Origin of the sequence: Bacillus sp. FSL W7-1582 (genome assembly GCF_038593325.1) — a bacterium.
Lineage (GTDB): Bacteria > Bacillota > Bacilli > Bacillales > Bacillaceae > Bacillus > Bacillus altitudinis.
Genome location: NZ_CP151987.1, coordinates 1,603,515 through 1,619,227 on the forward strand (window position 1 = coordinate 1,603,515; position 15,713 = coordinate 1,619,227).

Sequence of the window (15,713 nt, forward strand, 5' to 3'; positions counted from 1 at the left end):
CATGAGTTCAGAATTTGTCATTACGATGGCTGAAAGATCAGTGTATGTTGTTTTACTTGTCAGCGGGCCGCTTCTTGCGCTCGCACTAATCGTGGGACTAATTGTCAGTGTGTTTCAGGCGACAACCCAAATCCAAGAACAGACGCTTGCGTTCATTCCAAAAATTGTTGCAGTGCTCATTGGACTTGTTGTGTTTGGTCCGTGGATGCTTTCAACAATTGTGTCATTTACAACAGAGCTGTTCTCGAATTTAGATCGATTTGCAGGTTAATCAGAGATGTCAATCATAGAATTATTTCCTGCCTTTCTTCTCGTTTTCATTCGGATCACCGCTTTTTTTGTGACAGTGCCGCTATTAGCGCATCGAACGATACCAGCAGTTCACAGAGTTGGTTTTTCACTGTTTTTGGCTGTCATTAGTTTTAGCACCATTAAAGAACCGCCAGCACTCGATATCGACGGTCTTTACATGATGCTTGCCGTGAAAGAAGCAATGGTCGGACTTCTTCTTGGACTGATTGCATATATCATGGTGTCCGCAGTTCAAATTGCCGGCTCATTCATCGATTTTCAAATGGGCTTTGCGATCGCCAATATTATTGATCCACAAACAGGGGCGCAAACGCCGCTGATGGGGCAGTTTTTTTATACGGTGACCTTGCTGCTGATGCTGGCAACAAATGCACATCATTTGCTGCTTGATGGAATCTATTACAGTTTTCAATATATTCAAGTTGATCAGTATGCACTGAACTTCGGTAGTGAATCCTTTGCTTACTTTATTGCAAAGAGCTTCAACCAAATGTTCATCATAGCCTTTCAAATCTCAGCACCTGTTGTGGCTAGTTTGTTTTTAGTCGATTTGGCATTAGGAATTGTGGCACGTACAGTTCCACAAATGAACGTATTTGTCGTTGGACTTCCCATTAAAATGGGCGTGAGTTTTATTATGATCATCATTTGTATGGGTGTCATCTTCGGGGTCGTCCAAAATACATTTGAAACGATTGTGCTCACCATGAGGAACTTCTTAGCATTGGTCGGTGGTTCGTCATGACGACAAGACTTAGACTCGACTTGCAATTTTTCGCAGGTGAAAAAACAGAAAAAGCAACACCGAAAAAGAGACGGGATTCACGTAAAAAAGGGCAGGTTGCCAAAAGTACCGACGTCAATACAGCCATCTCATTTCTACTAATCTTTTTATCATTCTTTTTTATTGGGCCTTTTATGAAAGAGCGTATTATTGCGCTCATTGAACGTTTTTATTCAACAACGATGCTAATGAAGGTTAGCACATCTAATATTCACCAGTTATTCTTGGAATTGCTTCAAGAGACAGGTCTCCTCCTCATGCCAATTCTTGGTGTTGGGATGCTTGCAGGGATCATCAGTAACTATTTACAAGTTGGATTTCTCTTTTCAACTGAAGTGATCAAGCCCAAATTAGAAAAGCTTGATCCAATCAAAGGGTTTAAACGAATATACAGTATTCGAGCACTCGTTGAGCTATTAAAATCCATTTTGAAAATTGGTTTTGTTGGTTTTGCGACATTTATCGCTCTATGGATGCACTTTGACGAAATCTTGCGGCTCCCTCTACTCACTGCAGAGGAAACCCTTCATTTCGTGGCTAATATGACCTTGATTATGGGGCTATATGCAGCAGGTGCTCTTCTGATCTTAGCCGGGCTTGACTACATGTATCAGAAATTTGATTATGAAAAAAACTTACGGATGTCTAAACAAGACATCAAAGATGAGTATAAAAAATCAGAGGGTGACCCGCTCATAAAATCAAAAATTAAACAGCGGCAAAGGGAAATGGCCATGAGACGGATGATGCAGGAAGTCCCAAAAGCGGACGTCATCATTACAAACCCGACCCACTACGCAATTGCCCTGAAATATGACGAAGAAAAGATGGACGCGCCGTTTGTTGTGGCAAAGGGAACGGATATTTTGGCTTTGAAAATTAGAACAATTGCGAAAGAACATGATGTCATGACTGTAGAGAACCGGCCACTCGCCCGCGCCCTCTATGATCAAGTGGATATCAACCAAGCGGTGCCGGAAGAGTATTTTAAGGCGATCGCAGAAATTTTGGCTTACGTATATAAAACGAAACAAAAGATTTTATGAATTTTTGGTTTTAAAAGGAGAGAACAGGCATGTCAGCAAGAGATTTATCTGTTTTATTCAGTGTTATTTTAATCGTGGCGATGCTGGTCATACCGTTTCCGCCCATCCTATTAAGTATTTTAATCATTATTAATATTTCTCTTGCGCTTATCGTGCTTCTCACCACAATGAACATGCAAGAACCACTGCAATTTTCCATTTTTCCGTCTTTGCTTTTGCTCTTAACACTGTTTCGTTTAGGGCTTAACATCTCTACAACCCGTTCTATTTTATCAACTGGAGATGCTGGTAAGGTTGTAGAAACGTTTGGATCATTTGTTGTTGGGGGCAATATACTCGTTGGTCTGGTTGTCTTCCTTATTCTGATCATCATTCAGTTTATTGTCATCACCAAAGGGGCGGAGCGTGTATCAGAGGTTGCGGCCAGATTTACACTCGACGCGATGCCAGGTAAACAAATGAGTATTGACGCAGATTTGAATGCAGGAATGCTGACAGAAAGTGAAGCTAGAAACCGCCGTGAAAAAGTAGCAAGAGAAGCAGACTTTTATGGTGCGATGGATGGTGCAAGTAAGTTCGTTAAAGGGGATGCCATCGCAGGTATTATCATCGTTATTATCAATATTATTTTTGGCATCATTATTGGGATGATTCAGCAAGGAATGTCGATTCAAGAATCAGCTTCCCACTTTACTCTTTTAACAGTAGGGGACGGAATTGTGTCGCAAATCCCTGCACTTCTCATCTCAACAGCGACAGGGATTGTTGTCACGAGAGCGGCTTCTAACGGAAACCTTGGTTCAGACATTACGGGTCAGCTCTTTGCCTTCCCTGCCATGCTTTACGTCACAGCAGGTACGATCTTCCTGCTTGGATTGTTTACGCCAATTGGCGTACTTTTGACAGGGCCGATCGCAGGTTTACTTGCACTCGGTGCGTACATGATGTCGAAAAACAAACAGGATCAAGAAGAGATTGAAGAAGTACTGGAAGAACAGGCAGAGGTAGAAGAGATGAAAAGTCCAGAAAGCGTCATTCATCTCCTGCAAATGGATGCCATTGAATTTGAATTTGGCTACGGGTTGATCCCGCTTGCAGATGCCAATCAAGGCGGAGACCTGCTAGACCGAATTGTCATGATCAGAAGGCAGCTTGCTCTTGAACTAGGTCTTGTTATTCCAGTTGTCCGTATTCGAGACAACATTGCGCTGAACCCGAACGAATACAGGCTCAAAATAAAAGGGAACGAAGTGGCAAAAGGAGAGCTGCTGCTCGATCATTACTTAGCGATGTCTCCAACGCCTGATGATGATCCGATTGAAGGAATTGAAACAATCGAACCATCCTTTGGCCTGCCGGCAAAATGGATATCAGAAGCAGAAAAAGATCAGGCTGAAATGCTTGGGTATACAGTGGTCGATCCAGCATCTGTTGTGTCTACCCACATCACAGAGAAGATTAGACAAAACACCCATGAACTGCTTGGACGCCAAGAAACGAAGCAATTAATCGATCATCTGAAAGAAAGTTATCCAGTTCTAGTAGATGAGGTAACACCGAATCCACTAGCGGTCGGGGATATCCAAAAAGTACTTGCAAAGCTTCTGAAAGAAAAGGTCTCCATTCGAAACCTTGTGACCATTTTTGAGACCCTTGCAGACTACGGAAAATTAACGACTGATACAGACTTGCTAACAGAGTATGTTAGACAGGCACTTGCAAGACAGATTACTGCACAGTATGCAAGAGAAAATGAATCACTGAAAGTCGTGACATGCTCAGGCCGAGTCGAAAAGGTGATTGCAGACAGCGTGCAGCAAACAGAGCATGGGAACTACTTATCGTTAGATCCAGAATCCTCTGAAAGTGTGATTCAATCAGTGGCGAGAGAAATTGAACAGCTTTCGCTTCGTCAGGAAACGCCGGTTCTATTATGCTCACCTCCTATAAGAATGTACGTCAAACAGTTGTTAGAAAGATATTTCCCAGATTTACCGGTACTATCTTATAACGAACTAGAAGCAAATGTGGAAGTACAGAGCATCGGAGTGGTGGATATCTAATGAAAATGAAAAAAATCACAGCGAATTCTATGCAGGAGGCAACGATCCAAATCAGGCAGCAGCTTGGGAAGGATGCCGTCATATTAAATTCGAAAACCGTTGTCAAACGAAAGCTGTTCGGTTTAAAGAAACAGCAAATGGTCGAAGTGATTGCAGTGCTGGATCAAGATTTTGAAGAAAGAGCCGGCAAAGGATTACAACCAGCAGCTGCGCCTATCCCGGTGTTACCGAAAAAGGAGCAGACTCAACACCTTACACAAGAGCTGCCGGCTGCTGCTCAAGCAGTCAAAGCAGCGCCTTCTCATTCTCAGCCTATAGAATATGCAAGAAACGAACGCCATGCCGGGATCTTGCCGGATTCTCTCATGAAAATGGATCAAAAGCTAAAGGATCAAGGTCTTGATGATGAGATTCGAGATGAGTGCTTAAAGGGTCTTTTAACAAAAGGTGCTGTGAAAGAAGAGCAGATTGAAAAAGAGCTTGAAAAACTACTCACAGGGATGCTGCCGGCTCACACTTCTGATGAGCCGATGATTCGTTCGAAATACATTGTGCTGTTTGGTTCAACTGGTGCTGGTAAAACGACAACGATTGCAAAGCTTGCTGCGAAAACGGCTATTCAGCAGCAAAAGAAAATTGCTTTTATCACAACAGATACGTACCGGATTGCCGCGATTGAACAACTAAAAACATATGCTGAACTGCTGAATGCACCTCTTGAAGTTTGTTATTCAAGAGAGGACTTTGTGAAAGCACAGCAGACCTTTAAAGACTATGATCATATTTTCATCGATACAGCAGGCCGTAACTTTAAAGAAGAGGCGTACATCAAAGAGCTGACAGATATCATTCCATTTGATGAAAGCATTCAAAGTTTTCTCGTCATGAGTGCGACATCGAAATATCAAGATATGAAAGCCATGGTCAAACGTTTTGAACACGTTCCAATCGATCAATTTATTTTTACAAAAGTTGATGAAACAGACACGATGGGAACGATCTTTCAAATCATTGCAGAATCTCAAATCGGGCTCGGGTTTTTAACAAATGGCCAAAATGTGCCTGAGGATATTCTTGAGAGTTCCCCCCTTGATTTGACAAGGATGGTCTTACAATGATGAAGCCTGACCAAGCCGAAGGTTTAAGAAAGCTTGTTCAGCAGAACCAACTGATTGTACCGAACTCTCTTCGTGCGAATGGACAAGCGAAAACCATTGCTGTCATGAGCGGTAAAGGCGGAGTAGGTAAATCGAATTTGACGCTGAATATGGCACTGTCTATCGCAAGTACGGGCAAGCAAGTGCTCATCATCGACCTCGACTTTGGCATGGGGAATATTGATATTTTACTAGGGAAAACATCGACCAGCTCTATATTAGACGTGCTTGTTAGAAAAAAATCCTTCCAAGCGGCTATGACAAAAGGAACGGACAATCTGTATTACATTTCTGGCGGAAGCGGGCTTGAACAGCTGTTTTCTTTAGACAAAGATCAATGGTCGTTCTTTTTAGAAGAGATGGAGAAAATATTGAATGACTTTGATTGTATATTCTTTGATATGGGTGCAGGCTTGTCAAAAGATCAACTCCCATTTGTTTTATCGGCAGGAGAAGTGGTCGTTGTGACAACGCCAGAACCAACATCCATCATGGATGCCTACAGCGCAATTAAGCACTTAGCCATTCATCAGTTTGAACAGTCTGTTCAAATCATTGTCAACCGGTGTAAAACCCCTTCGGAAGGATCTGAAACGTACCGGAAATTAGCAGGAGTGGTGACGTCATTTCTACACCGAAAGCTTGTATTTGCTGGTGCGGTACCTGATGATCCTGCTGTTCCTAAAGCGGTCACTGAACAAATGCCATTTTATATGAAGCAGCCTCATTCAAGGCTAAGTAAAACCATTAAAATGCTGGCTGAAACACTTTATCATCAGCAGATAAGAGAGGCACAGAGAGAGCAGCATACGTTTATAGATAAGTTGTCCTCTTTTTTTAAAAGGAGGAAGGTGGACTCATGATTAGAGTGCTTGTAGTAGATGACTCGGCTTTTATGAGAAAACTCATCAGTGATTTCCTAAGTGCCGAGCAAGAAATTGAAGTCGTCGGAACGGCGCGAAATGGAGAAGATGCCTTAAAGCGGATTAAGGAATTGAATCCGGATGTTGTCACACTTGATGTGGAAATGCCTGTTCTAAATGGAACAGAAGCATTAAAACAAATTCTGGCTGAACACGACCTTGCTGTGATTATGGTGTCAAGCCAGACGAAGCAAGGGAAGGAATTAACCATCCATTGCTTAGAACTCGGTGCTTTTGACTTTGTGACAAAGCCTTCAGGAAGTATTTCGCTCGATTTACACAAAGTAAGAGGTCAAATTGTAGAGCGGGTACTTGCGGCAGGCCTGTCCAGAAAACGTACTGAGAAACAAGTTTCTCCTAAGCCGTTCATGAAGCCGCCAAGTCCAATTCCAGCGGCCGCTCCCCGCCTGCAAGAAGTAAGAAGCGGCTCATCACTCCGAAAGATTATTTCAATCGGAACTTCTACGGGAGGGCCTAGGGCGCTTCAACGAGTCGTCACGAAGCTGCCAAAAGACATAGAGGCGCCGATTTTGATTGTGCAGCATATGCCGGCAGGATTTACGGCATCGCTGGCTACTAGATTAGATCATTTATCACAAATTACGATCAAAGAAGCTCAAGATGGAGACATCGCTAAAAATGGAGTGGCTTACATAGCTCCTGGTGGATTGAATATGTCACTTCATGAACAAGGGGCAGCTTTAGTGATCAGGCTGTCCCCAGAAGACACTGACAGCCGTCACAAACCTTCTGTTAACTATTTATTTGAATCCATCAGCAACATAAAAGGTTACGAGAAAATCGCTGTCATTATGACAGGAATGGGTAGTGACGGCACAGAAGGTGTCAAAAAAATGGTCGCAAGCGGTCATACAAAAGTCATTGCAGAAAAAGAAGAATCATGTGTTGTTTTCGGAATGCCTAAATCAGTCATTAAAGCAGGCCTTGCACATGAAACAAGGCATGTGGATGACATCGCACATGCAATTATAAGCTCCATGAAAAAAGAGAGGGCGTGAACACGTTGGATGTAAACCAATACTTAGATATCTTTTTAGATGAAAGCAGAGAACACTTACAAACTTGTAATGAAAAACTTCTTGAATTAGAAAAGAACCCAACAGACTTGCAGCTAGTGAATGATATATTCAGAGCCGCTCATACACTGAAAGGCATGAGTGCAACGATGGGCTATGATGATATGGCTCAATTAACACATCATTTAGAAAACATGTTTGATGCCATCAGAAACGAACAAATGATTGTCACTCCTGAATCAATGGATACGATGTTTGAAGCACTCGATCACCTTGAAGCAATGGTTCAATCGATTGCAGAGGGCGGGGATGGAAAACGTGATGTCACGGAGATTAGTAAAAAACTAGATGTGACAGGAAGCCATGCAGAAACAGCATCTGCCGTTGAGACAGCTGAAGCATCATCAGCTGCAAGCGACCTAGATTATAACGAATTTGAACGAACAGTTCTTGATGAAGCAAGAGAACAAGGCTTTAAATGTTATGAGCTGACCGTGACATTAAGTGACGCATGCTTATTAAAAGCCGTTCGTGTCTATATGATTTTTGAAAGACTGAACGAAGCAGGAGAAGTTGTCAAAACGGTTCCGAATGCAGAACTTTTAGAATCAGAAGATTTTGAATCTGAATTCAGCATTTCTTACTTATCGAAACAGCCGATGGAAGAAGTGAAAAAAATCGTGACAGCGATCTCAGAGGTTGAACAAGTGGAGATTTCTGAAGTCTCTGCCTTTGAAGAAGCGGCTCCGGCTGAAACAAAAGCAGCGAAACCTGAGCAGAAAAATGAAGAAGCCACAGTTCCTGCCACTAAAGCGCCAGCAAACGATGCGCCAAAAGCAAATGGCAATAACGGTGCAGCTGCCGGCGGAACGAAAACGATCCGTGTCAACATCGATCGTCTAGATTCACTTATGAACCTGTTTGAAGAGCTTGTCATAGATAGAGGACGTTTAGAACAGATTGCCAAAGAACTTGAAAACAACGAACTCACGGATACAGTGGAAAGAATGTCCCGTATTTCTGGCGACCTGCAATCGATCATCTTGAACATGAGAATGGTGCCTGTAGAAACGGTGTTTAACAGATTCCCTCGTATGATTCGTCAATTGACGAAAGAGCTCAATAAGAAAATTGAACTGATCATTGAAGGTGCTGAGACAGAGCTTGATCGAACAGTGATCGATGAAATTGGCGATCCGCTCTTACACTTACTTAGAAACAGTCTCGATCACGGGATTGAATCACCAGAAGAACGTGTGAAAAAAGGCAAACCAGAAAAAGGAACTGTTCTTTTAAAAGCATATCATAGCGGAAACCATGTCTTCATTGAAGTAGAAGATGATGGCGGCGGGATTAACCGTAAAAAGGTCCTTGAAAAAGCATTAGAGCGCGGAGTTATTACGGAAAGAGAAGCGGAAACACTTGAAGATCACCAAATTGATTCATTGATCTTTGCAGCAGGGTTCTCTACAGCTGATACGATTTCTGATATCTCGGGCCGAGGTGTAGGTCTTGACGTTGTGAAAAACAAGCTGGAATCATTAGGTGGTTCTGTGAGTATTAACTCAACAGAAGGTCAAGGCTCACTTTTCTCAATTCAGCTTCCACTCACATTATCGATCATTTCCGTACTTCTTGTGAAACTAGAGGAAGAAACATTTGCTATTCCGATTTCTTCTATTATAGAAACGGCTGTCATTAAGAAGAGTGACATCCTTCAAACGCATGATCGTGAAGTCATTGATTTCCGCGGATTTATCGTACCGGTTGTGTACTTGAAGAAACAGTTCAACGTACCAAATGCGAATGATTTAGAAGAAGAACTGCACATTATTGTTGTCCGTAAAGGAGACAAGCTAACAGCATTTGTGGTCGATTCGTTTATCGGTCAGCAAGAGGTCGTATTAAAATCACTTGGAGATTACCTACCAAACGTATTTGCGATATCAGGCGCAACAATCTTAGGTGACGGTCAGGTTGCACTCATCGTTGACTGTAATGCACTGATCAAGTAAAAAACAATAGAGGAGCGGTCTGAAATGAGTACAGATATCAAAACTGGCGAAAAGATGATTGTGTTTATCGTAAACAAAAAAGAATACGCCATTTCAGTATCAGAAGTAAAGTCCATTGAAAAATGGCAGCAGCCGACAAGAGTTCCTGGCGTTGCCCCTTATATATGCGGTGTCATTAATCTACGCGGTGTCGTGACACCTGTCATTGACCTTAGAGTGAGACTTGGATCAACTGACAACGAGATTACAGACGAAACAAGAATGATTATTGTACAAGTTGGTGACATTGAAGTCGGCTGGATTGTTGATGAAGCAAATGATGTCATTACTGTCCATCAGGAAGAGGTAGAATCTTCTACTGATTCAGCTGAAAAAGAAGGACTGTCATGGGTGACAGGAATTATTAAGCATGATCAGCGTCTATTCAATATCATTCATGCTGGTGCGGTCCTCGACAAGAGCGTGCAAGATGCACCTGTTCATTAAGGGGGATGTGAAATGAGCATTTTCAATGAAATTAAAGATGAACAGCTAGATATATTAAGTGAGGTTGGGAATATCGGAGCAGGCCATGCAGCGTCTGCTCTTGCCAGCCTATTGAATCGCAAAATTGATATGGCTGTTCCTTTTGTCAAAGTTCTCTCGTTTGAAGATTTAATGGATTTCTTTGGTGGAGCAGACCTTCCAGTTGCCAGTATCTTTTTGCGAATGGAGGGTGATCTTACCGGTTCAATCTTTTTCATTATGCCGTTTGAACAAGCTGAACAATTTGTAAGGGAGCTTGTTCAGGACCCAGCATTTGATATTGATACGATTCATGAACACATGCTAGGAACATCAGCGCTTCATGAGCTAGGAAATATTTTAGCAGGTTCTTATTTATCAGCACTTGCCGATTTAACAAAACTGCAGCTTCACCCAAGTGTTCCAGATGTCACGCTCGATATGTTCGGGGCTGTCATTAGTGAAGGGTTAATGCAGTTTAGTCCTCTCGGCGATCAGGCAATTGTGATTGATACATCGATTTTTGATGATCAAAATAAGCAAGAGCTGAAAGGAAATATGTTTCTATTACCAGACTTTGAATCGTTTGAAAAACTGTTCAAAGCATTAGGTAACCTATAATGAACGTGCAGATTCCGGCAGTTGTAAAGGTTGGTATAGCGGATGTTCAGCTTGTGAAAACACCGGACCGTATTCGGACATCCGGTCTTGGTTCTTGCGTAGGACTTGTCCTTTTTGACCAAGAAAAAAAACTGGCAGGACTTGTCCATGTCATGCTTCCAGACTCCTCTCTTTCAAAAGGAGCGGTAGAGAACTTGGCTAAGTATGCAGATACAGGTGTCAAGCATACAATTGATCTGCTCTTAAAAGAAGGAGCACGCAAACATGCGCTAAAAGCGAAGCTTGCTGGCGGCGCAGAAATGTTTAAATTTAAGTCAACCAATGATCTGATGAGAATTGGACCTAGAAATGTATCAGCTGTGAAAGAACATCTGTCTCTTCATCATATCCCGATCATTAGTGAGGACACGGGCGGGAACAATGGACGCACGATTGAATTCGATCCGCTTACAACAGAACTTGAGATCCGCACTGTGAAACAAGGCATTATGAAGATATAACTAAGGAAGTATAGGGGGAGAAAGATGCAATCCTTAAATTACGAAGATCAGGCGCTATGGGCTAGATGGAAAGAGTGGAAGGACCCAGCTGCTGGAGATGATCTTATGCGCCGCTATATGCCGCTCGTCACATATCATGTTGGAAGAATTTCCATCGGTCTCCCGAAGTCAGTGCACAAAGAAGACTTGATCAGTCTAGGGATGCTCGGTTTATATGATGCCCTTGAAAAATTTGACCCCGGAAGAGATCTGAAGTTTGATACATATGCATCCTTCAGAATTCGTGGGGCCATCATCGACGGTCTTCGTAAAGAGGACTGGCTGCCTCGTACATCAAGAGAAAAAACAAAAAAAGTAGAAGCGGCAATTGAAAAGCTTGAACAGCGATATTTGCGAAATGTGACACCAACAGAGGTTGCTGAAGAACTCGGCATGAGTGAACAAGATGTGGTCACAACGATGAATGAAGGGTTCTTTGCGAATTTGCTCTCGATTGATGAGAAGCTGCATGATCAAGAAGACGGAGAAAACGTTCAAGTCATGATTCGTGACGAAAAGACTGTGACACCTGAAGAAAAAATGCTGAAAGATGAATTAATTGAACAGCTTGCCGAAAAAATGACAGAGCTTTCGGAAAAAGAAAAGCTTGTGATTAGTCTTTTCTATAAAGAGGAATTGACGTTAACGGAAATCGGTCAAGTGCTTAATTTATCGACCTCTCGCATTTCGCAAATTCATTCAAAGGCATTGTTCAAGCTTAAGCATCTGCTTGATAAAGCCATTCAATCTTAAAGAGTTAGTGAGTGAAAAAATATGCTATGGCTGATTAGCTTTATGCTTCATGCTGCACTTATTTATTTTGTGATCATTTTATACACGAGAATGAATTCGCTGAAGGCAACAGAACAAAAGCAGCGAGAGCTTTTAGAAGAAACGGAAAATACCCTGGCTGCATTTTTGATGGAAGTCAAAGAAGAGAATGAAAAACTATCAAAAGCTGCAGCCACTTCCCCTGATTTTTCTGCTGAAGAGCTGAAATCGGATCTTCAGACACCAAAGCAACCACAACCACCAATTGAATCCCAGCAATCGGTAGAAAGTGAAGATCCAGTTCCAGAGCACCTGTCGGCTCTCCTTAGCGAAGTTGAGGTGCAGGAAGAGAAGGTAAACGAACCCGTTTCAAGTCTTGAAACAGAAGCTTCTGTGCCTTCTGAAAGTGAAATAGAAGAAACATTTGAGGATCAAGTAAAGGCCTTATATGATCAAGGGCTATCATTAGAAGAAATAGCGAAAGAATTAAAAACGGGCAAGACAGAAATCGAGCTTTTATTAAAATTTAGCGGAAAGCTGTAAAGGATTCTTGATTGTCAGTCCATCATGTGTTATATTATTTCTTGGTGTTAAATACACACGCTTAATGATTCGTATGAAGGTGCTGCCGTGGCGCAGTTTTATGTGAACATGACTTAAGCGGAGGAAAAAAAACCATTATATTAGGAGGCAACAACATGTCAGTTATTTCTATGAAACAATTGCTAGAAGCTGGTGTTCACTTCGGTCACCAAACACGCCGTTGGAACCCAAAAATGAAGCGTTACATCTTTACAGAGCGTAACGGTATCTACATCATCGATCTTCAAAAAACGGTGAAAAAAGTAGAGGAAGCTTACAACTTCACGAAAAACCTTGCTGCTGACGGAGGAAAAATTCTTTTCGTTGGTACGAAAAAGCAAGCACAAGATTCAGTGAAAGAAGAAGCAATCCGTTCTGGTATGTTCTATGTAAACCAACGCTGGCTTGGTGGAACGTTAACAAACTTTGAAACAATCCAAAAACGTATCAAACGTTTAAAAGATATTGAAAAAATGCAAGAAAACGGTACGTTCGAAGTTCTTCCTAAGAAAGAAGTCGTTCAACTGAAAAAAGAATTAGAACGTCTTGAAAAATTCCTAGGCGGAATCAAAGACATGAAGGGTCTTCCAGATGCACTTTTCATTATCGACCCTCGTAAAGAGCGTATTGCAGTTGCAGAAGCTCGTAAATTGAATATCCCAATTATCGGTATCGTTGACACAAACTGTGATCCAGACGAAATTGATGTTGTGATCCCTGCAAACGATGATGCAATCCGTGCTGTAAAACTTCTAACTGCTAAAATGGCAGATGCGATTCTTGAGTCTAAACAAGGCGAAGAAGAAGCTGTTGTAGAAGAAACGACAGAAACTGAAACAACAACTGCGTAACCTATTCAAAAGGTGATAAGAGGGAACTGCCTTTTATCACCTTTTTTTCACCTAGTAATCCGTGTTTTAACATAGAAGGAGGAAATGTAAAATGGCAATTACTGCTCAATTAGTAAAAGAACTGCGTCAAAAAACTGGTGCAGGTATGATGGACTGTAAAAAAGCGTTAACAGAAACTGATGGTGACATCGATAAAGCAATCGATCTTCTAAGAGAAAAAGGGATCGCAAAAGCTGCGAAAAAAGCAGACCGTATTGCGGCAGAAGGATTAACTCTTATTAAAACTGACGGCAACACTGGCGTTATCCTAGAAGTGAACTCTGAGACTGATTTCGTTGCGAAAAACGAAGGATTCCAAAATCTTCTTAACGAACTTGCTGATCATTTACTTGCTGCGAAACCTGCAACAATTGAAGAAGCACATGCTTCTAAAATGGAAAATGGTTCAACAGTTGAAGAACATATTACTTCTGCAATTGCGAAAATCGGAGAAAAAATTACGCTGCGCCGTTTCTCAGTCATCACAAAAGAAGATAACGCTGCATTCGGTTCTTACTTACACATGGGCGGACGCATCGGTGTATTAGCGGTTCTTAACGGAACAACTGATGAAGAGCTTGCGAGAGACATCGCAATGCACGTTGCTGCTGTAAACCCTAAATACATTTCTCGTGACCAAGTGTCTGAAGAAGAAGCAAACCGTGAGCGTGAAGTATTAACACAACAAGCGCTTCAAGAAGGAAAGCCTGAAAATATCGTTGCTAAAATGGTAGAAGGCCGTCTAAACAAATTCTTCGAAGAAATTTGCTTACTTGACCAAGCATTCGTTAAAAACCCAGATGAAAAAGTGAAACAAGTTGTAGGTGCGAAAAACGCAACTGTTCAAACTTATGTTCGCTATGAAGTGGGCGAAGGTATCGAAAAGCGTCAAGACAACTTTGCTGAAGAAGTTATGAGCCAAGTGAAAAAATAATGTTTGAAAAGCTCTCTGGGGCTTTTTTAGGGAGCACAAGCACTGTGTTCCCTATTTTTTAGAGGATATTGATTTACAAAAGACGGTTTCTTACGCATAATAAGAGACGGTATAGTTTACACTTGGAGGTTATCATGAGCAAACCGAAATATAATCGCATTGTACTGAAGCTAAGTGGAGAAGCACTAGCTGGTGATGCTGGAAATGGAATTAACCCAACTGTCATTCAATCAATTGCAAAGCAAGTAAAAGAAATTGCAGAGCTTGATGTTGAAGTTGCAGTCGTTGTAGGCGGAGGAAACCTTTGGCGTGGTAAGACAGGCAGTGACTTAGGAATGGACCGGGCAACAGCAGACTATATGGGGATGCTTGCAACAGTGATGAATTCATTGGCATTACAAGACAGCCTAGAAACGCTTGGCATTCAGTCTAGAGTACAAACCTCTATTGAAATGAGACAGGTTGCAGAGCCATACATAAGAAGAAAAGCGATCCGTCACCTTGAGAAGAAACGTGTCGTGATTTTTGCTGCAGGTACTGGTAACCCTTATTTCTCTACTGATACAACAGCAGCACTTCGTGCAGCTGAAATTGAAGCAGATGTCATTTTAATGGCGAAAAACAATGTAGACGGTGTCTACAGTGCTGATCCTCGTACAGATGCGGATGCAGTAAAATATGATAAGCTTTCATATCTTGATGTACTAAAAGAAGGGCTTGCTGTAATGGATTCTACTGCGTCCTCATTATGTATGGACAATGACATTCCATTAATTGTCTTCTCTATTATGGAAGAAGGTAATATTAAACGTGCCGTCAATGGCGAATCAATCGGAACGATCGTGAGGGGGAAATAACGTGTCAAAAGAAGTGTTGAACCAAACAAAAGAAAAAATGGAAAAAGCCGTTCAAGCATACGGACGTGAACTAGCAACTGTCCGTGCGGGCAGAGCTAATGCTTCCCTTTTAGACAAAGTAACAGTGGATTACTATGGTGCGCAAACACCACTAAACCAAATTGCGTCAATTACAGTGCCAGAAGCACGTATGCTGATTATCACACCTTACGATAAAACAGCGATTGGTGATATCGAAAAGGCGATCCAAAAGTCTGATCTTGGTATCACACCAACTAGTGACGGAAACGTGATCCGTATTGCGATCCCAGCACTAACAGAAGAAAGACGTAAAGAACTTGTAAAAGTTGTGAGAAAATACTCAGAAGAAGCAAAAGTAGCTGTTCGTAACGTTCGTCGTGATGCAAACGATGAATTGAAAAAGCTAGAGAAAAATGGGGAGATCACTGAAGATGAATTAAGATCATCTACAGAGGATGTTCAAAAATTGACAGATGAATATGTCGCTAAAATTGATGAAGTGACAAAAGATAAAGAAAAAGAAATCATGGAAGTTTAAGAAAAAACTATGTACAATAGATAATAGTGAAAAGACCCTCTTCATGTTTACAGGGGGTTTTTTTGTTAATACTGTTGAGGACTATATTATTAGCGGGAACGCAACCTTTTTGGGTGATG

Annotated in this window: 17 protein-coding genes; all 17 read left to right on the forward strand. The window is 41.7% G+C overall.

The window, feature by feature from the left end; genetic code table 11:
* The first annotated feature begins 1 nt into the window (after position 1).
* The 17 genes from fliQ to frr all read left to right on the forward strand — a co-directional run bounded on the left by fliQ (position 2) and on the right by frr (position 15,594).
* Positions 2 to 271 (forward strand): flagellar biosynthesis protein FliQ, encoded by a 270-nt coding sequence (gene fliQ / locus NSQ11_RS08225; protein ID WP_003211206.1) that lies wholly within the window; start codon positions 2 to 4, stop codon positions 269 to 271.
* A gap of 6 nt (positions 272 to 277) precedes the next feature.
* A complete protein-coding gene (gene fliR / locus NSQ11_RS08230; protein WP_007499578.1) occupies positions 278 to 1,057 on the forward strand; it encodes a flagellar biosynthetic protein FliR in 780 nt (259 codons plus the stop codon).
* Positions 1,054 to 2,142: a flagellar biosynthesis protein FlhB gene (flhB, locus tag NSQ11_RS08235; protein WP_007499576.1), complete on the forward strand. Its 1,089-nt coding sequence runs from the start codon at positions 1,054 to 1,056 to the stop codon at positions 2,140 to 2,142. Before fliR ends, flhB begins: the two co-directional genes overlap by 4 nt.
* A 29-nt stretch (positions 2,143 to 2,171) precedes the next feature.
* Positions 2,172 to 4,205 carry a flagellar biosynthesis protein FlhA gene (gene flhA, locus NSQ11_RS08240; RefSeq protein WP_008344782.1) on the forward strand — a complete coding sequence of 678 codons (2,034 nt, stop codon included), beginning with the start codon at positions 2,172 to 2,174 and terminating at the stop codon, positions 4,203 to 4,205.
* Entirely contained in the window at positions 4,205 to 5,323 is a 1,119-nt protein-coding gene (flhF, locus tag NSQ11_RS08245) for a flagellar biosynthesis protein FlhF (RefSeq protein WP_017359083.1), read from the forward strand. Before flhA ends, flhF begins: the two co-directional genes overlap by 1 nt.
* Positions 5,320 to 6,225: a MinD/ParA family protein gene (locus tag NSQ11_RS08250; RefSeq protein ID WP_035392057.1), complete on the forward strand. Its 906-nt coding sequence runs from the start codon at positions 5,320 to 5,322 to the stop codon at positions 6,223 to 6,225. Before flhF ends, NSQ11_RS08250 begins: the two co-directional genes overlap by 4 nt.
* Positions 6,222 to 7,304 carry a chemotaxis response regulator protein-glutamate methylesterase gene (locus NSQ11_RS08255; protein WP_008344775.1) on the forward strand — a complete coding sequence of 361 codons (1,083 nt, stop codon included), beginning with the start codon at positions 6,222 to 6,224 and terminating at the stop codon, positions 7,302 to 7,304. The genes NSQ11_RS08250 and NSQ11_RS08255 overlap by 4 nt, the downstream gene beginning before the upstream one ends.
* Before the next feature lie 5 nt (positions 7,305 to 7,309).
* On the forward strand, positions 7,310 to 9,337 hold the full coding sequence (locus NSQ11_RS08260; protein WP_052320408.1) for a chemotaxis protein CheA: 2,028 nt from the start codon (positions 7,310 to 7,312) through the stop codon (positions 9,335 to 9,337).
* Positions 9,338 to 9,361: 24 nt separating this feature from the next.
* Positions 9,362 to 9,823: a chemotaxis protein CheW gene (locus NSQ11_RS08265; protein WP_008344771.1), complete on the forward strand. Its 462-nt coding sequence runs from the start codon at positions 9,362 to 9,364 to the stop codon at positions 9,821 to 9,823.
* A gap of 12 nt (positions 9,824 to 9,835) precedes the next feature.
* On the forward strand, positions 9,836 to 10,462 hold the full coding sequence (locus NSQ11_RS08270; protein ID WP_017367253.1) for a chemotaxis protein CheC: 627 nt from the start codon (positions 9,836 to 9,838) through the stop codon (positions 10,460 to 10,462).
* Complete coding sequence (locus tag NSQ11_RS08275; protein ID WP_007499566.1) at positions 10,462 to 10,962, forward strand: chemotaxis protein CheD; 501 nt, start codon at positions 10,462 to 10,464, stop codon at positions 10,960 to 10,962. Before NSQ11_RS08270 ends, NSQ11_RS08275 begins: the two co-directional genes overlap by 1 nt.
* Positions 10,963 to 10,986: 24 nt before the next feature.
* Entirely contained in the window at positions 10,987 to 11,754 is a 768-nt protein-coding gene (locus tag NSQ11_RS08280) for a FliA/WhiG family RNA polymerase sigma factor (protein WP_007499565.1), read from the forward strand.
* A gap of 21 nt (positions 11,755 to 11,775) precedes the next feature.
* On the forward strand, positions 11,776 to 12,315 hold the full coding sequence (locus tag NSQ11_RS08285; protein ID WP_017367254.1) for a hypothetical protein: 540 nt from the start codon (positions 11,776 to 11,778) through the stop codon (positions 12,313 to 12,315).
* 155 nt (positions 12,316 to 12,470) lie between these two features.
* Positions 12,471 to 13,205: a 30S ribosomal protein S2 gene (rpsB, locus tag NSQ11_RS08290; protein ID WP_007499561.1), complete on the forward strand. Its 735-nt coding sequence runs from the start codon at positions 12,471 to 12,473 to the stop codon at positions 13,203 to 13,205.
* Positions 13,206 to 13,296: 91 nt separating this feature from the next.
* Complete coding sequence (gene tsf / locus NSQ11_RS08295) at positions 13,297 to 14,178, forward strand: translation elongation factor Ts (protein ID WP_007499558.1); 882 nt, start codon at positions 13,297 to 13,299, stop codon at positions 14,176 to 14,178.
* A 134-nt stretch (positions 14,179 to 14,312) separates the two neighbouring features.
* On the forward strand, positions 14,313 to 15,035 hold the full coding sequence (gene pyrH, locus NSQ11_RS08300; RefSeq protein WP_008344767.1) for a UMP kinase: 723 nt from the start codon (positions 14,313 to 14,315) through the stop codon (positions 15,033 to 15,035).
* A 1-nt stretch (position 15,036) separates the two neighbouring features.
* Complete coding sequence (gene frr / locus NSQ11_RS08305) at positions 15,037 to 15,594, forward strand: ribosome recycling factor (protein ID WP_008344764.1); 558 nt, start codon at positions 15,037 to 15,039, stop codon at positions 15,592 to 15,594.
* Positions 15,595 to 15,713: the final 119 nt, after the last annotated feature.

What these genes read in the sequence shown, in the direction of transcription:
- flhA (WP_008344782.1), top strand. Translation starts at nt 2,172, where the DNA reads ATGTCAGCAAGAGATTTATCTGTTTTATTCAGTGTTATTTTAATCGTG.
- fliQ (WP_003211206.1), top strand. Translation starts at nt 2, where the DNA reads ATGAGTTCAGAATTTGTCATTACGATGGCTGAAAGATCAGTGTATGTT.
- NSQ11_RS08250 (WP_035392057.1), top strand. Translation starts at nt 5,320, where the DNA reads ATGATGAAGCCTGACCAAGCCGAAGGTTTAAGAAAGCTTGTTCAGCAG.
- NSQ11_RS08270 (WP_017367253.1), top strand. Translation starts at nt 9,836, where the DNA reads ATGAGCATTTTCAATGAAATTAAAGATGAACAGCTAGATATATTAAGT.
- tsf (WP_007499558.1), top strand. Translation starts at nt 13,297, where the DNA reads ATGGCAATTACTGCTCAATTAGTAAAAGAACTGCGTCAAAAAACTGGT.
- flhB (WP_007499576.1), top strand. Translation starts at nt 1,054, where the DNA reads ATGACGACAAGACTTAGACTCGACTTGCAATTTTTCGCAGGTGAAAAA.
- flhF (WP_017359083.1), top strand. Translation starts at nt 4,205, where the DNA reads ATGAAAATGAAAAAAATCACAGCGAATTCTATGCAGGAGGCAACGATC.
- NSQ11_RS08255 (WP_008344775.1), top strand. Translation starts at nt 6,222, where the DNA reads ATGATTAGAGTGCTTGTAGTAGATGACTCGGCTTTTATGAGAAAACTC.
- NSQ11_RS08285 (WP_017367254.1), top strand. Translation starts at nt 11,776, where the DNA reads ATGCTATGGCTGATTAGCTTTATGCTTCATGCTGCACTTATTTATTTT.
- rpsB (WP_007499561.1), top strand. Translation starts at nt 12,471, where the DNA reads ATGTCAGTTATTTCTATGAAACAATTGCTAGAAGCTGGTGTTCACTTC.
- NSQ11_RS08280 (WP_007499565.1), top strand. Translation starts at nt 10,987, where the DNA reads ATGCAATCCTTAAATTACGAAGATCAGGCGCTATGGGCTAGATGGAAA.
- NSQ11_RS08265 (WP_008344771.1), top strand. Translation starts at nt 9,362, where the DNA reads ATGAGTACAGATATCAAAACTGGCGAAAAGATGATTGTGTTTATCGTA.
- NSQ11_RS08275 (WP_007499566.1), top strand. Translation starts at nt 10,462, where the DNA reads ATGAACGTGCAGATTCCGGCAGTTGTAAAGGTTGGTATAGCGGATGTT.
- pyrH (WP_008344767.1), top strand. Translation starts at nt 14,313, where the DNA reads ATGAGCAAACCGAAATATAATCGCATTGTACTGAAGCTAAGTGGAGAA.
- fliR (WP_007499578.1), top strand. Translation starts at nt 278, where the DNA reads ATGTCAATCATAGAATTATTTCCTGCCTTTCTTCTCGTTTTCATTCGG.